This is a genomic window from Lactobacillus sp. Sy-1 (assembly GCF_019303535.1).
Classification (GTDB): Bacteria; Bacillota; Bacilli; order Lactobacillales; family Lactobacillaceae; genus Nicoliella.
The window spans coordinates 1,111,012-1,128,573 of record NZ_JACCIU010000001.1 but is presented as its reverse complement, the minus strand read 5'-3'; the positions used below and the strand labels follow the sequence as shown (position 1 = coordinate 1,128,573).

General features: G+C 47.0%; 1 protein-coding gene (only partly in view). It reads left to right on the top strand.

Annotated elements, in window-relative coordinates:
* On the top strand, positions 1-17,562 hold the 3' portion of the coding sequence (locus HZL42_RS04730; RefSeq protein WP_219054520.1) for a DUF5776 domain-containing protein. The gene continues 23,385 nt to the left of window position 1, outside the view; only the last 17,562 of its 40,947 coding nucleotides appear in the window; the start codon falls outside the window, past its left edge; the stop codon is at positions 17,560-17,562.

The following is a 17,562-nucleotide window of genomic DNA, read 5'->3' as shown; positions in this document are numbered from 1 at the left end:
GCTGCTGCTAGTGCAGCTCAGGATGTCCAAAACATCGGGATTCAAATCAATAGCTTTAATAGTGCTTCAGCAGCTGCTGCCAGTGCTGCTGCTGCTAATCAAGGGGGAAGTAGTGCTGCTAGTTCGGCATCCAGTGCCTACAGTTCTGCTGCTTCTCAAATTAACAATAACTTTAATACCGCTGGTGTGAATGTAACTTCAGCTAACGCTTACAATTCAGTTGCATCCAGTGCTGCTAGTGTTGTAAGTGGGGTTAATAGTTCTGCAAATGCTGTTAACGGAACCGTTAACAGCTACTTGAATAATGATCCAACCAATTCAGCATTCAAGAGTTATGCTTCGACTGCTAATAGCATTACTGCAACCATCAATGGTCTCAATAGTGATGCTCAGACGCAAAAGAGTACGGCTGCTACTGCTGATTCAGCCGTTAATTCTTATTACGTATTGATCAGCAACGCATCTGTTGCTGTTTCTAATGCATCCGTTGCTGCTAGCGTTGCAAATAGTCAAGCAGTTTCAGCTTACAATGCCGGGAATACTTCCGCAGGAAGTAGCGCAATGGTTAGTGCAGCATCATACGCTAATTTTGCCAGTTCAACAGCGGTATCAACCAGTAACTATGCTTCCTTATCAACAAGTTTGACTGCCGTTGCAAGTACAGCTGCTAGTCAGGCTGTTCAAGATGAAAAGTCTGCTAATGCAGCCTTTGGTTCACTGAATAGTGTTGCTTCAGCTGCTAGTTCAACCGCTGCTAACGAAGGCAGTGGCGCTGCTTCATCAGCAAATAGTGCTAGTTCTGCTGCTAGCATAGCTAGTTCCAATGCAGTTTCATATGCAAGCGGTGCAAATGCAAATGCCAGTGCTGCTAAGTCAGCTAGTTCGGTTGCATCATCTGCAGATAGCGTGGTAGCTAGTTACTCCAACAATGCTACTCAACAATCATCTGCAATGAGTAACTACGTTTCGAACAACCCTAGCAATGCTGCCATTAGTTCTGCTAACTCAGCATATCAAAGTGCTAGTTCTGCACTTGCCAGTGATAAGGCTGCTACAAGTGGTTACGCCAGTGTAGCTAGTTCCGCATATATTGCTGCAAGTACTGCTGCTAGTGCTGCTAATAGTGAAGCAAACAATGCGAAATCAAATGCTAGTCTTGCTAGCGTAAATGCTAGCCAAGCAATTTCTGCAAATAATGCCGGAAACTATTCTCAAGCTAGTGCCTTTAACTCATCTGCAGCTAGTTTTGCTTCCGCTGCTGCTACCAATGCTTCGAACGCTTCTAATGATAGCGTTTCTGCTCAATCAGCAACGATTGCTGGACAATCAGCAGCTACTTCCGCCAGTGCGATTGCTAGTGCTGCTGCAGCTCAAAATAGTGCAGTTAATTCAGCGGTTTCTGCTGCATCAACTGCAAGTACTGCAGCATCAAATGCTTCCGCCGCATCGAACGCTGCTAACTCAGCATCTAGCTACAATAGTAATGCCCAAAGCGATAGCGCAGCCGTAACTTCTGATAATTCAACTGCTAATAGCGCTAATTCCGCTGCTTCAAGCACCGCTAATAGTGCCGCTGCTTCTGCCTCCGCTGCTGCTAGTCAAGCTGCCTCTGCTAACTCAACGGCCTCTGCTAACCCAAGTAACGCAGCCATTAAGTCATTGGCTTCTAGTGCCACCAGCGCCGCTGCCGCTGCAAGTACGGCCGCTTCAACCGCTGCTTCAGCAAGCAGCAAGGCGAGTGCTGATGCTTCTAATACGGCTTCTCAAAACTCAATTGCTAGTTCCGCTGCTGCTGCTGGATCAAAGGCTAACTCCATCGCAGCCAGTGCTGCGAGTGTCGCTTCCAACGCCGCTCAAAGTGGTGACAACAGTACGGCCAGCTCAGCTCGGTCAACTGCTGAATCAGCTGCTAGTGATGCATCTAACGCAGCCAGTGCTGCCGCTGCTGCTAAGTCAGCTGCAGACTCATATGCTAGTGATGCCACTTCCGCTAACAGTACCGCTGCTGCTGCAAGCAACAATGCCAGTGCTGCCAACAGTACCGCATCTAGTGCCAATAGTGCGGCTAACTCAACGGCAAGTGCAGCCAGTGCTGCTGCTAATAACAACGCTGGGACTTCTAGCATGGCTAGTTCCTATGCTGTAGCAACGAGTGTAAGCACCAGTAATGCAATTTCCAATGCGAACCAAGCATCCGTTTATGCATCACAAGCTAGTTCCGCTGCCGTTGTAACTAGTGGTTACAATAGTGGGGCCCAAAATAACGCTGCCGCTGCTCAAAAGCTTGCTTCTGCTAATAGCACCAATAGCGTAGTTGCTAGTGCCACTGCCGTTGCCAGTTCTGCTGCTTCTGTTACCGCAAGTGCCTTGTCCGATGCTAACGTTCAATCCAGCGTTGCTAACAGTGCCTATGCCGTTGCTTCCGCTGCTGCTAGTCAGGCTAAGTTGGACTCTAACAACGCCAGCTTAACCGCCGCTAGTGTTAACAGTTTAGTTGCTTCCGCTAACACGGCTTACACGAATGGTGATGCCGTAACTGGAAGTACGCTTGCTGCCCAAGCGTCTAGTGCCGCCGTTGGTATGAGTGCCCAAGCTAACGATGCTTCTAAGCAAGCATCAATCGCAGCTTCCGCTACTACGATTGGATCAATTGCAGCTTCTAAGGCCATTGCTGATCAGGCTGTTGCTAGTGCTGCATCTGTAAGTGCAGCAACTGCTGAAGCAGCTGCTCAATCAGCTGCTAACCAAGCCTCAAATGCTGCTAGTGGTGGAAGTGCTAATAATAGCACTGCTTCCTCAGCGAATTCAGTAGCTATCAACGTTAATAGTGCAAATAGTACTAACGCTAGTTTAGCTAACTCCTATGCTTCAAATGCATCTTCATCGGCCAAATTAGCATCTTCGAATGCTACTAGCATCAATGCAGTTAACGATAGTATTGCTAGTCTTGCAAAGAACAACTCCTTGAACCAATCAATCGCTAGCGCTGCTACTGCTGCAAGTACTGCTAACTCCATGATTAATTCTTATGCTAACGATGCTAGTTCCCAAGCATCAATCGCTGCGAGTGCCGCATCTGCTGCAAACAGCATTCATGCTTCCGATGGTTCACTTACCACTGCAATCTCGAGTGCATCTAATGTAGTAACCACTACGGTTTCTGCTGCGAACTCAGCTTACCTTGCTGGAAATACCAGTGCCGGTGATATCTACTCATCCACTGCTAGTTCCGCTGCCTCAGTTGCAAGTGTTAACGCACAGGTAATGATTAGTAATTCAAGTGCAATTCTTAGTTACACGAACATTGCCAGTCTTGCTGCGGCTAGTGCTTCTAATGACGTTACTCAAATTGGGGTCCAAATTAGTAACTTTAATAGTGCTGCCAGTGCTGCTAATAGTGCTAATTCAGCCGCTAATAGTGGAAACAATGCTGGAAGTGGGGCTTCATCCACCGCTAGTTCTGCATCCGCTACAAATTCTACGGCTGCTTCAATCGCCAATGCGAATAGTGCTGCTGCTAGTTCCGCTTACAGTATTGCCAGTTCTGCTGCTTCAGTAGTGAGTGGAAATTCTATCAATGCAAGTGCAATTGCTAGTTCAATTAATGCTTACCTTAGCAATGATCCAAGTGATTCCACGTTCAAGAGTGCCGCTAGTTATGCATCCAGTGCCGTTACTGCAATCAACGGTTATAATTCTGATGCCGCTAACCAAAGAAGCATTGCCGGAAGTGCTTCCGCTGCAGTTACTTCACAAATTGGGGTAATTACGAATGCGAGTGCAACTATCTCTAGCGCAATCGTTGCAATCAGTAATGCAAATACTCAAGCCAGTTTTGCTTATGCAACTGGAAATACTACGGGGGGCTCAAGCTACACTGCGACTGCCGTTACTGCGGCATCCGTTGCGAGTCAACAAGCTTCAATTGCAACCAATGCTGCAATTGAAACCGCTACTTTAACATCGGTTGCCCAAAGTGCTGCTAGTCAAGCAGTAAACGATATGCAATCTGCTTCTAACGTAATGCTTTCATTGAACTCCGCAAACGCAGCTGCTAGTTCTGCTGCATCTAATGCCAACTCCGGCACTTCAAGTGCTATGTCAAGTGCCACTAGTGCTGCCAATTCCGCAAGTACAGCTGCGTCTTACGCTGCAAGTGGAGCTAATGCCAACGCTACGAGTGCATCTGTTGCTAACTCCGTTACTGCTTCTGCTGATGTAGTTGTTACTAGTTACTCTAACAATGCAAACACGCAAAGCTCAGTAATGAGTAGTTACGTTAGTGCAAATCCAAGCAATTCAGCAATCAGTGCTGCTAGTTCGGCATTGAGTTCAGCAAGTAATGGATTATCCAGTGCTAAGGCTGCTACAGATGGATTCTCTTCAACCGCTAGTTCTGCTTATAGTGTTGCTAGTTCTGCCGCTGTAGTTGCAAATAGTGCCAACTCAAATGCGGTTATCAATACTAGTCTTGCTAATTCAAATGCTGCTCAAGCTGCTTCAGCTGCTAGTGCTGGAAACTATTCACAAGCAGGGGCATTTAACTCTGCCGCTGCTAGCTATGCTTCATTAGCTAGTCAAAATGCAAGTACCGCTCAAAATGCAAGTGCTGCTGCATCAAATGCTAATACAACGGCTCAAACAGCCGCTAGCTCAGCTGTTTCCGAAGAAGCAGTTGCTTCAGGGCTTAACAATACTGTTAACTCTGCCGTTGCTGCTGCATCAGTTGCGAATACTGCTGCATCGAATGCTTCCGCCGCATCGAACGCTGCTAACTCAGCATCTAGCTACAATAGTAATGCCCAAAGCGATAGCGCAGCCGTAACTTCTGATAATTCAACTGCTAATAGCGCTAATTCCGCTGCTTCAAGCACCGCTAATAGTGCCGCTGCTTCTGCCTCCGCTGCTGCTAGTCAAGCTGCCTCTGCTAACTCAACGGCCTCTGCTAACCCAAGTAACGCAGCCATTAAGTCATTGGCTTCTAGTGCCACCAGCGCTGCTGCCGCTGCAAGTACGGCCGCTTCAACCGCCGCTTCAGCAAGCAGTAAGGCGAGTGCTGATGCTTCCAATACGGCTTCTCAAAACTCAATTGCTAGTTCCGCTGCTGCTGCTGGATCAAAGGCTAACTCCATCGCAGCCAGTGCTGCGAGTGTCGCTTCCAACGCCGCTCAAAATGGTGACAATAGTACGGCCAGCTCCGCTCGGTCAACTGCTGAATCAGCTGCTAGTGATGCATCTAACGCAGCCAGTGCTGCCGCTGCCGCTAAGTCAGCTGCAGACTCATATGCTAGTGATGCCACTTCCGCTAACAGTACCGCTGCTGCTGCAAGCAACAATGCCAGTGCTGCCAACAGTACCGCATCTAGTGCCAATAGTGCGGCTAACTCAACGGCAAGTGCAGCCAGTGCTGCTGCTAATAACAACGCTGGGACTTCTAGCGTGGCTAGTTCCTATGCTGTAGCAACGAGTGTAAGCACCAGTAATGCAATTTCCAATGCGAACCAAGCATCCGTTTATGCATCACAAGCTAGTTCCGCTGCCGTTGTAACTAGTGGTTACAATAGTGGGGCCCAAAATAACGCTGCTGCTGCTCAAAAGATTGCTTCTGCTAATAGCACCAATAGCGTAGTTGCTAGTGCCACTGCCGTTGCCAGTTCTGCTGCTTCGGTTACCGCAAGTGCCTTGTCCGATGCTAACATTCAATCCAGCGTTGCCAACAGTGCCTATGCGGTTGCTTCCGCTGCTGCTAGTCAGGCTAAGTTGGACTCTAACAACGCCAGCTTAACCGCCGCTAGTGTTAACAGTTTAGTTGCTTCCGCTAACACGGCTTACACGAATGGTGATGCCGTAACTGGAAGTACGCTTGCTGCCCAAGCGTCTAGTGCCGCCGTTGGTATGAGTGCCCAAGCTAACGATGCTTCTAAGCAAGCATCAATCGCAGCTTCCGCTACTACGATTGGATCAATTGCAGCTTCTAAGGCCATTGCTGATCAAGCTGCCGCTAGAGCCGCTTCAGTAAGTGCTTCGAATGCTGTAAGTAATGCTCAATCAGCTGCTACCCAAGCTTCGAATGCTGCTAATGGAGGAAGTACCAACAACAGCATCGCTTCTTCAGCTAACTCAGTTGCCGGCAGTGTGTTTGCTGGTGATAGCGCCAATGCTAGTTTAGCTAATTCCTATGCTTCAAATGCATCTTCATCAGCAAGCTTGGCTTCTTCCAATGCCACTAGTATCAATGCAGCTAACAACAGTATTGCAAGTCTTGCATCCGCAAACTCAGCCAATGCAGCAATTGCTAGTGCTGCTACTGCTGCAAGTACTGCTAACACTTTAATTTCTTCCTACTCTGCAGACGCAAGTAGTCAAGCATCCATCGCAGCTAGTGCTGCCGCTGCCGCAAATAGCGTTCACGGTTCTGATGGTTCATTAAGTAATGCCATTGTTAGTGCATCTAACACGGTTGCTCAATATGTTTCATCTGCTAACTCCGCTTACTTGGCTGGGAACTCATCAGCAGGAAGCTTTAACGCTAGTGTTGCTAGTTCTGCTGCCAGTGATGCATCGACTGCTGCTCAAACGTTAGTGGCTAACTCCAGTGCAATTCTTAGTTACACGAACATTGCTAGTCTTGCTGCTTCTAAGGCCGCAAGTGATGTTGCACAAATTGGCGTTCAAATTGGATCGTTTAATAGTGCCTCTGCTGCTGCATCCAGTGCTTCTACAGCCAATAATAATGGGAATAGTGCTGCTAGTTCTGCTTCTGCTGCTTATAGTTCTGCAGCTAGTGCAATTAATGCCAACTTTAATACTGCTGGGGCTAACGTTTCATCTGCTAATTCCTACAATTCAATCGCAGCTAGTGCCGCCGGAGTCGTTAGTGGCGTTAATAGCTCCGCAACTGCTGTTAATAGCACGATTAATAGCTACTTGGCTAATGATCCTGCTAACTCAGCATTTAAGACCTATGCCTCTGCTGCTAACAGCTTAACTGCCGTTGTTAATAATATTAATAGCGATGCCCAATCTCAAAAGAGTATGGCATCCAGTGCTACTTCTGCTGTCAACTCATACTACGCATTGATCAGCAATGCTAGTGTCACTGTTTCTAATGCTACCCTTGCTGTAAGTATCGCAAATAGTTTGGCTGTTTCTGCTTACAATGCTGGGAATGTTTCTGCCGGAAGCAGTGCAATGGTTAGTGCTGAATCATATGCTAGTTTTGCTAGCTCAACTGCTGTTAATACCAGCAACTATGCATCATTGACTACTAGTCTAACTGCTGTTGCAAGTACCGCTGCTAGTCAAGCCGTTTCCGATGAAAGTGCTGCTAACGTTGCCTTTAGTTCATTGAACAGCATTGCATCTGCTACTAGTTCTACTGCTTCTAACGAGGGCAGTGGCGCTACATCATCAGCAAATAGTGCTAGTTCTGCCGCATCTTCAGCAAGCAATGCCGCTTCAAACGCTGCAAGTGGTGCTAATGAAAATGCAAGTGCTGCTAAGTCAGCTAGTGTAGTTGCATCATCTGCAGATAGTGTAGTAGCAAGTTACTCTAACAATGCTACTCAACAATCATCTGCAATGAGTAACTACGTTTCGAACAACCCTAGCAATGCTGCCATTAGTTCTGCTAACTCAGCATATCAAAGTGCTAGTTCTGCACTTACCAGTGATAAGGCCGCTACGAGTGGTTACTCCAGTGTTGCTAGTTCCGCATATATCGCTGCAAGTACGGCTGCTTCAGTTGCAAATAATGAAAACTCAAAGGCTTCCACGAATGCTAGCCTTGCAAGTACGGCTGCTAGTCAAGCAATTTCTGCTAATAGTGCTGGAAATTACTCACAAGCCAGCGTTTATAATTCAACTGCCGCTAGCTTTGCTTCCGCTGCCGCTACGAATGCTACGAATGCTAACAACGCTAGTGCCACTGCTCAAAGTGCGACGGATGCTGGTAAGTCAGCTGCTAGTTCTGCTAGTGCGATTGCTAGTGCTGCGGCTGCTCAAAATGATGCAGTTAATTCAGCAATTGCTTCCGCAAGCATTGCCAGTGCTGCTGCTAATGATGCTAAATCGGCTTCAAACTCTGCTAGTCAAGCAGGTAGTTACTCCGGAAACGCATCCAGTGCCAGTGCCGCAGTTAAGTCTGATACTTCAACTGCTACTTCCGCTGCTTCCGCTGCATCTAACACTGCTAGCTCCGCTGCAAGCACTGCGAGTGCAGCTACTTCCGCTGCCTCAGCAGCTGCTTCTACTGCTTCAGCCAACGCAAGTAACTCAACCGTTCAATCTTATGCGTCATCAGCCAACAAGGCCGCTTCGACTGCTGCCAGTGATGCTTCCAATGCTAGTTCCGCGGCTTCAATTGCTAGCTCTGCTGCTTCAGTTGCTAGTGTTCAAAGTAGCGCTGCAAATTCAGCATCCAATGCAGCATCAACTGCTGCTTCGATTGCATCTAGTGCTGCCAGTGATGCCTCAGCAGCTGCTAACTCTGGAAACAGTAGTGCAGCATCAACTGCCAAATCCATTGCTAGTTCTGCTGCTTCAGATGCATCAAATGCTGCCTCAGCAGCTGCGTCAGCTAAATCCGCTGCAGATTCTGCCGCCAGTGCTGCTACTTCTGCTAATAATGCTGCATCCAGTGCAAGTAACGCAGCAGCTAGTGCTGCCAGTGATGCTTCAAACGCTAATAGCAATGCTAGTTCTGCAGCTAGTGCTGGAAATAACGGAAGTGCTAGTGCCAGTTCTGCTAGTGCAGAAGCAGCAAATGCAAGTGCTACGACTAGTAGCTTTGCGAGTGCTGCCAATGCAGATGCATCCGCAGCAGGTAGCTATGCCAGCGTTGCATCTTCTGCTGATAGCGTGGTTAATAAAGATGCCGCCAGTGCTGCTGTACAAAGTGCAACGATGAGCGGTTACGTAGCCGGTAATTCTGGGAATGCTGCAATTAGTAGTGCCGCGATTGTAATGAACTCAGCTAGTGCGGCGCTTAACAGCGTTAAGAGTGATGCTGATAGTCAAAATGCAAAGGCGTCCACTGCTGCTAGCGTAGCCAGTGCGGCTGCAAACTCAGCTAACAATGCTAGTGTAATAGCTAGTTCGAATGCCAACATGGCTAGTGTCTACGCTAGTCAGGCTATTTCTGCTAATAATGCTGGTAATTACTCACAAGCTTCCGTGTTAAACGTTAGTGCTGCGAGTGCTGCTGATGCGGCGAATGCACAAATTTCATTTGCACAAAGTGCCGCCAATGCCGCTGCTAGTGCCAAGAACGATGCATCTAGTGCCGCTAGCGCTGCAGTCAATGATCAAAACGCTGCAGCTGGTTATCTCAACACGATTAACAGTGCTGTAAATGCTGCTAGCGTAGCCAGTGCTGCTACAAGTACCGCTAGTTCTGCTTCAAATGCTGCTAATAAGACATCCATGGCATCCAGTGCTGCCAGTGTTAACTCAAGTGCAGCTAGTTCCGCTGCATCAATGGCTAGCTCGTCTACATCGACCGCTAGTTCTGCTGCCAATAGCGCTTCTAGTAACTCTGCCGCTGCAAGTAAGGCTGCGAGTGCTGCTAATTCCGCTGCGGGGGCTAACCCAAGCAATGCGGTAATCAGTTCTGCTGCTTCAACTGCAAACTCTGCTTCTGCTGCTGCTAGTTCCGCTACTTCGGATGCTAGTTCCGCTGCATCTACGGCATCGAGTGCTGCATCAATTGCATCGAGCGCATCGAATGATGCATCATCAGCTTCTAACGATGCAAGTAATGCCGCTTCAATTGCTAGTTCTGCATCTGCCGCTGCTAGTTCTGCTGCCAATAATGGTGATAGTTCCGCTGCATCTAGTGCTGCATCAATTGCATCTAGTGCATCGAGTGCGGCATCGAGTGCCAGCGCTGCTGCAAGTAAGGCCGCTTCAATTGCTAGTTCTGCTGCATCAACTGCTAGTTCTGCTGCTGATCGGACTGGTTCTGATAATAGTATTGCTTCCTCAGCGAACTCAGTTGCAAGCAGTGCCAATAGTGCCGCTAGTGATGCTGTTAAGAGTTCTAACGCTGGTTCAGGAAGTGCTTCTACCGCAAACAGTACTGCTTCAAGTTACGCTAGTGCTACTTCAGTAATTGCTGGACAAACGAGTGTTAACGTTTCACTTGCTGGATCATACTCCAAGAATGCTAGTTCAGCTGCAGTTGTAACCAGTGGTTACAATAGTCAAGCAGTTGCCCAAGCTGCCTCAGTTGCTAGTTTAGCTTCTGCTAATCCAAACAATGCGGTTGTATCGAGTGCTAACGTGGTTGCTAGTTCTGCTGCCTCAGTGGTTGCTTCTGCTAACAACGTTGCACAAACCCAAGCTAGCGTGGCTTCTGTTGCTGCTAGCGTTGCGAGTGCCGCATCAATGCAAGTTAGTTCCGATAATAGGGCTGCTAGTTCTGGAGTGGTAGTCGTAAATAACTTTGCAAGTCAAGCTGTTTCAGAATTTACTGCTGGAAACTTCTCGGCCGGAAGCATCTTGAATTCCCAAGCTGCTAGTGCTGCTGCTAGTTTATCTGCTTACCAAAGTGATGCTACTGTTCAATCCAGTGTTGCTAGTTCAGCGGTAGTTGCAGCTAGTGTCGCAGCTTCAATTGCTGAAGCTGCTGAACAAACTGCTTCATCTGCAAACGTAGTAATTGCCAGTGCTGGTCAAACTGCTAGTTCAGCTGCTAGTGAAGCTGGTAGTGCTGCAGGAACTGCTACTAACAATAGCAATGCTGTTTCATCGGCTGGTTCGGTTGCCAATAGCGCTGCTAGTGGAGCTAACGTCAATGCTAAGCTAGCTAGTTCGTATGCTTCTGAAGCCGTTTCGTATGCTAATACGGCAAATAGTAATGCGACATCCGTTAACTCTGCCAATGCTAGTGTTCAAAGTTTAGCTAGTGCTAACTCACTGAACAGCACGATTGCTAGTTACGCATCAGCTGCTAGTTCTGCTAACTCTGCAGCTCAATCGTATGCTAGTGATGCTGACATTCAATCCAGCACTGCCGTTAGTGCTGCCAGTGCTGCAAGTAGTGTAAGTACTGATAACGTTGGACTTCTAAACATGCTTTCTGGATATTCAGCTCAAGTATCTAATTATGATTCATTTGCAAACGTTGCTTACTTGAATGGTAATAATGCTGCAGCATCGTTATTTGCTGGTTCCGCTGCAAATGCGGTTACCTACGCTAGTTCGATTGCTCAACAAGTGCTTACAAACTCCACGGCTGTTCAAAGCTACACTAACATTGCTAGTGCTGCTGCTGCTCAAGCTTCCAATGACGTAAGAAATATTAACGTTCAATCCGCAATCGTTAATAGTGCCGAAAGTGGTGCCAACAGTACCGCTAATGGTGCTTCTAGTGGAACTAGTGCTGCTAGCTTAGCATCTAGCACCGTTAGTTCAGCTGCTAGTGCAGTAACCGTTGATTACAATACTGCAACTGCTAATCAATCTGCTGCATCTTCATACGCTGCTATTGCTAGTTCTGCTGCCAGTGTGGTAAGTTCTAATGCGGTTCTAGATAGTCAAGCTAATAGCGTTATCAATAGTTACTACAATAACGATCCACGGAATAGTGCTTTCCAATCAGCCGTTAGTGTTGCAACTAGTGCAATGAACGTTATTAATAGTGCTAATTCAGATGCTAAATCCCAAAGTGGAATTGCAGCTAGTGCCTACAGTGCGGTTAGTGCAAACGTAAACATTGTTAGTTCTGCAAGTAACACGGTTGCAAATGCACAATCATTTGCGAATACCTTCTACAGTCAAGCTGTTTCAGCTTATGCTGCCGGAAACAACGTTCTTGGTTCACAAATGACGGTTCAAGCCCAATCTGCTGCTAGTGCCGCAAGTAATGCGGTGGTGGTTGCCAATAGCGCTACGGCTGCTACTGATAGTTTGACTAAGGTGGCCCAAAGTGCCGCTAGTCAAGCCGCTTCAGATGAAAGTAAAGCTAATGATGCTGGACTTTCATTAGCCTCAGCCCAATCTGCTGCTTCCGCTGCCGCTGCTTCAGCAGCCCAAAATGGGACTAATAGTGCTAGTGCGGCTAGTTCAGAAGCTGCAAGTGCTAGTGCCGCAACTTCTAGTTTTGCTAGTGCCGCAAATGCTAATGCTTCAGCTGCAGTTAACTATGCTAGTCAAGCATCATCAGCTGACAGTGCAGTTGCTAGTGACTCTGCAAAGGCAGATGGTCAAAGTGCTACGATGAGCTCATATGTTTCAGCTAACCCAAGTAACGCTGCAATTAGTTCTGCCGCAGCAGTTGTAAGTAGTGCTAGTTCCGCAATTAATAGTGTTAAGGCTGATGCTGATAAGCAAAATAGCGTAGCTTCCAGCGCTGCTAGCGTTGCTAAATCCGCTGCTAGTGATGCAAATAACGCAAGTGTTACTGCTAGTTCAGCAGCTGCAATGGCCAGTGTTTACGCTAGTCAAGCAGCTTCCGCTAATAGTGCTGGTAACTACACGCAGGCTTCAGCATTAAACGTTAGTGCTGCCAGTGCTGCAGATAGTGCTAGTGCTCAAGTTGCAATTGCATCTAGTGCAGCTTCGATCACTGCTTCTGCTGCCAGCGTAGCCAGTTCTGCTGCCTCAGCCGCAATTAATGATCGCTCTGCTGCTAATAGTTATGAAAATACGATTACTAGTGCCGTTGATGCTGCTAAGCAAGCTAATTCAGCTGCCTCGAGTGCCGCATCGGCTTCTTCTAATAATAGTGCTGCCTCTGCTGCTAGTTCTGCTGCATCATCAGCTACTAGTGCAACATCATCAGCTGCTTCAACTGCAAATAGTGCTGCAAGTGATACTAGTTCTAACAACAGTGATACTTCATCTGCCACTAGTCAGGCCAACAATGCTGCCAGTGCTGCTGCTAGTCAAGCCGCTGCACAACCAGGTAACAGTACGATGAGCTCCGCTGCTTCAATTGCATCGAGTGCCGCATCAACTGCTAACTCAGCTTCCAATGATGCTTCAAGTGCTAACTCAACTGCGTCGAGTGCTGCTAGTGCTGCAAATAGCAACAATTCAACTGCTAGTTCAGCATCGACTGCTGCCTCCACTGCTAGTTCAATTGCATCGAGTGCCGCCAGTGCTGCTAATTCTGCCGCTCAAAATGGTGATAGTTCTGCCGCATCAAATGCTGCATCTATTGCATCGAGTGCTGCTAGCGCTGCTAATAGTGCAAGCAGTGTTGCAAGTAGCGCTGCCAGTGCTGCGAGTTCAAATGCCTCCACTGCTAGTTCCGCTGCTTCTAAGGCTGCTAGTGATAGCAGTACTGCAAGTAGTGCTAATTCAGTTGCATCATCTGCTAATTCAGTTGCATCAAGTGCTTCCAATGCTGCTAAGTCAGGGAGTCAAAGTGGGGTTTCTGCTGCTAGCACCGCAAGTAGCTACGCTAATGACATTAATAGCGCTGCTAATAAAGCAGACAATGATGCTGCATCAGCATCAAGTTACGCTAGTCAAGCTGTTTCCGCTGCTTCTGCAACGAACAACTTTAACGGCAATGCTCAAAGTGATGCATCTGCAGCCAGTGCCGCTGCTTCTGCTAACCCAACGAATAGTTTCATTGCTTCACAGGCTTCAATTGCCAATAGTGCAGCCAGCACGACTGCCGCTAAGCAATCTGATGCTGACTATCAATCTAGTGTTGCAACCAGTGCCGCTAGTGCTGCTAGCGTCGCTGCCTCGGTTGCTAACTCGGCTTCAGCTAATGCGAGTGCAGCGGTTGTAAACGTTAATAGTCTTAACTCTGCTGCTAGCTCTGCTTATGCGAAGGGTGATACTTCTGCCGGAAGTGTCTACAATAGTCAAGCAGCTTCCACTGCTAACAGTATGGCTAGTTTACAAAGTGCTGCTTCATCTGCAGCTGCTACCGCAAGTTCGGCTAAGAGTGTTGCTAGTGTTGCTGCTTCCAAGGCCATCTCTGATCAAAGTGCAGCTGCTTCAGCCGCCGCCATTGCTAGTTCAGCAAATGATGCTGCAACATCGAATGCCGAAAGTAACACGGCCAACAACAGTAGCGCTGCAGCTAGTGCCTTTAGTAACACCACTAGTTACGCTAGTGAAACTAATGGTGATTTGAATACCACTAGTACAAATGCTTCAATTGCTGCCTCTGCTTCAGTTGCTGTTGCTAGCGATTCTGCTAAGGGCCAAAATTCAGCAAGCTTGGTTAACTCAATTGCCGCTACCAATTCAGGGAACGCTACCGTTAGTGCTGCCGTTCAGGTAGTTAACTCTGGGGTTGCTCAATTGACTAGCTTGAATAATGATGCTGGAATGCAAAAGAGTTTGGCATACTCAGCTACTGCTAAGGTTAGCTCTGCAGCGATTGTCGTTAATAGTGTGAACGCAGTTGCTAGTGAAAACTCACGAATTGCTGGAATTTACGCTTCGCTAGCTGCGAGCGCAACCAGTGCCCATGATTATGCCAATGCTAGTCAATACAACTCGTTCGCATCTGCAAATGCTTCGAATGCGGTTACTATGGAAAGCGTTGCTGCATCAGCTTATAACGATGCTTCAGCAAGCTCATCCGTTGCAGCCAGTGCTGCTAGTGCCGCACTAACCGATGAGTCAGCTGCTAACTCAGTATCTACGATCATCAGTGATGCAACGAATAGCGCTGTTCAAGCAAGTCTCGCAGATAGTGATGCTGCGCGGGCATCCGTTGCTAATAGTAATGCTCAAAATGACATTGCTAAGATTATTGTTGATTCACAAGTTACTAGTTCAGTTAACGTTCAAACTGCTGGTAATAGCTTAGTTGCTTCTCAACAAGCTGCTAGTGCTGTATCCGCTGCTCAAGGGGCAACTTCGAACGCAAATGCTGCTGCATCAGTTGCTTCTGCATATCCACGGGATCAATTTGTTCAATCCAATGCTCAGCTTGCTGCATCAGTTGCTACGGTTGCAACTAACGCTGCCAACGCAGCTTCATCAGCCGCATTGGTTGCTAGTTCTGCTTATGTTGAGGCTAAGAGCGCCAGTCAAACTGCTAACTCAGCATTAAGCGCTGCAACTAGTGCGAACGCCTCTGCCGAAAGTGCTAATAGTGCTGCTAGTTCTTATGCTCAACTAGGAAACAGTGCAAGTACTAGTTCGGCTCGCTCACTCGCTGAATCAGCTGCCAACACGATTTCACTCTACAGAAGTCAAGCTGATTCTGCATCTGATGCTGCTGCTTCATTAGCTTCGATTGGATCATCTGCACAATCAGTTGCCACTTCAGGTAACAGCGTTGCCCAAAGTGCTAGCGCAATTGCCAGTTCAGCTAATTCAGTTGTTAACTCCGAAGTAGCTGCTGCAAATGTCGGAATTAGCGTTGCTAACTCCACTACCAACGAAACTAATTCAATTGCTAGTGTTGCCGGGGAAGTTAGCGGTTCTGCCAGTGCTGATGATAGCCAAGCAATTAGCTATGCGAAGGCTGCTAGTTCTGCTGCTACGGTTACGAATACAGATAGTCAATCAATTGCTTCAAGTGCTATTGCCATTGCAAGTATGAATAGCAAGTACCCATCTAATGGAGTGCTTAATTCACAGAATTCAATTGTTGCTTCTGCTGCTAAGGCTGCAACAGCATTGAATAGTGATGCTACAGTTCAAAACAGTATTGCTAATAGTGCCAGAGTGATTGCTGAATCGGCTAGCTCATTGGTAAATACGACTAACATTATCGTTCAAGCTTCTGCTGCATTTGCTAGTTCTGCTGCACAACAAGCTAACTCCTACTTTGTTGAAGGAAACGTTAGCGCTGGAAACACCTACAATAGTTTGGCAGCATCTGCAACTAGCGCTGCGAAGTCAAACAGTGTAACCTTACAATCAGCCAACGCACTGGTTAGTGTTAACACATCAATCGCTGGTTCCGCTGCTTCGACTGCAATTGCTGAACAGGGATCTGCTAGTTCACTAAATGCACAAGCTTCGAGTGCATACGGACTTGCTTCTAACGCATATCTAGCTGCTTCCAACGCGGTGGTTGCTAGTGCGGACTCAGTTTCAACTAGTTCTGCTAACTCAGGAGCTAACAGTGCTGCTGCAATTGCAAGTTCTGCGGCAAGTAATAATGCGCAAGTAAGTATCCATGCAAATAGTGTTGTCTATCAAGTGGCTTCGAATGCTAGTGCGACTGCTTCCATCGCCACTGCAATTGCTTCAATTGCTAGCAATAATTCTGGTGATGCCTCCATTGCATCATTAGCAACGCTTGCTAATAGCGCTGCAGTTGCTGCAAGTGTTAACGCAACATTTGTAAGTTCTGCTGCAATCACAATTGGTTCAGCAAACAGTGTTGCTAGTTCAGCAAATAGTGTTGCAAATGCTGCTAAGGTAGTTGCTAACAATGACAATACCCTTGCATCCAGTGCTGCTTCTGCTGCTAAATCCGCAGCTTCCGTTGGTGACAATGGCATTGCCAGTTACTCACGTTCCGTTGCAGATTCTGCGGCTAGCCAAGCAAACGTTCAAAACAGCATTGCTCAAAGTGCGGCCTCAGTTGCTTCAGTTGCAAATTCAATTGCAGCATCGCTTGAACCACAGATTCTTGCTAATAGTCAAAGTGCTGCTAATGCTAATAGCATTGCTTCATCTGCTATGAGTGCTGCTCAAGTACAAAGTACAGCTAATAGCGCTGCTAAGAGTGCTTCAGCTGCTAGTTCAGAAAATGCTAGCGTTTCCAGTGCAATTCAAAGTGCTGAATCCAGTGCTCTAAGTAGTGCCAGTGCTAGTGCCACTTCGGCTGCTAGTCTAGCTGAGAACTACTTTGAAATTGGGGTAAGAGATGCTGAAAGTGGTAAGGCTAAAGATACTTCGTATGCTAGCCAAGTAACTTATCAAGGTGCATACGATGGATATGTTGCTGGATCCAATAACGCATCCTCACTAACTCCATCTGGAGCAAGTTCATCCTATGCTAGTGACTTTGCAAGGGCATATACAATCGGGCATGCTGTATACACGAGTCAATATGCAATTGGAAAAGCTCAAGCTAACTCCGATACGATTGCTGCTGCTTCACTTAGTGGTGAAACTACCGGATACAAGGACGGATACATTGCTGGCTTTAATGCTAAGTTAACTAAGCATGCTAGCTATGTTTACAACAAGAAGAAGATCTACTTCTACAAGAATCCAACCTTCTCGGTCAAAGAACGGGTTGCTAAGTCTTCGAAGATGTCTGGAACAAACATTGATAAGTTTAGAATTAGCAAGATTGCAATTTCTTCAAGTGGATTAGTTCGTTACTATGTTAAGGATGTCTCATCCAATGGAAAGGGCACCTACATTACTGCTAACCACAACTATGTTGTAAGTGCTTACTATCAACAATCAGACTTGAAGGGTAGAAATACCGTTAAGGTTATCAATCCTAAGGGTGCATTGATCCATGGTGAAAAACAATTTACAACTAGAAACAAGTTCTACAAGACCGGCTCTAAGGTCAAGATTCAAAAGGTTGTTAAATACAAGGGAATTACCAGATTCTATATTGGAAATGGTAAGTACCTAACCAGTAACAAGAAATTCGTTAAGTTTATCTAA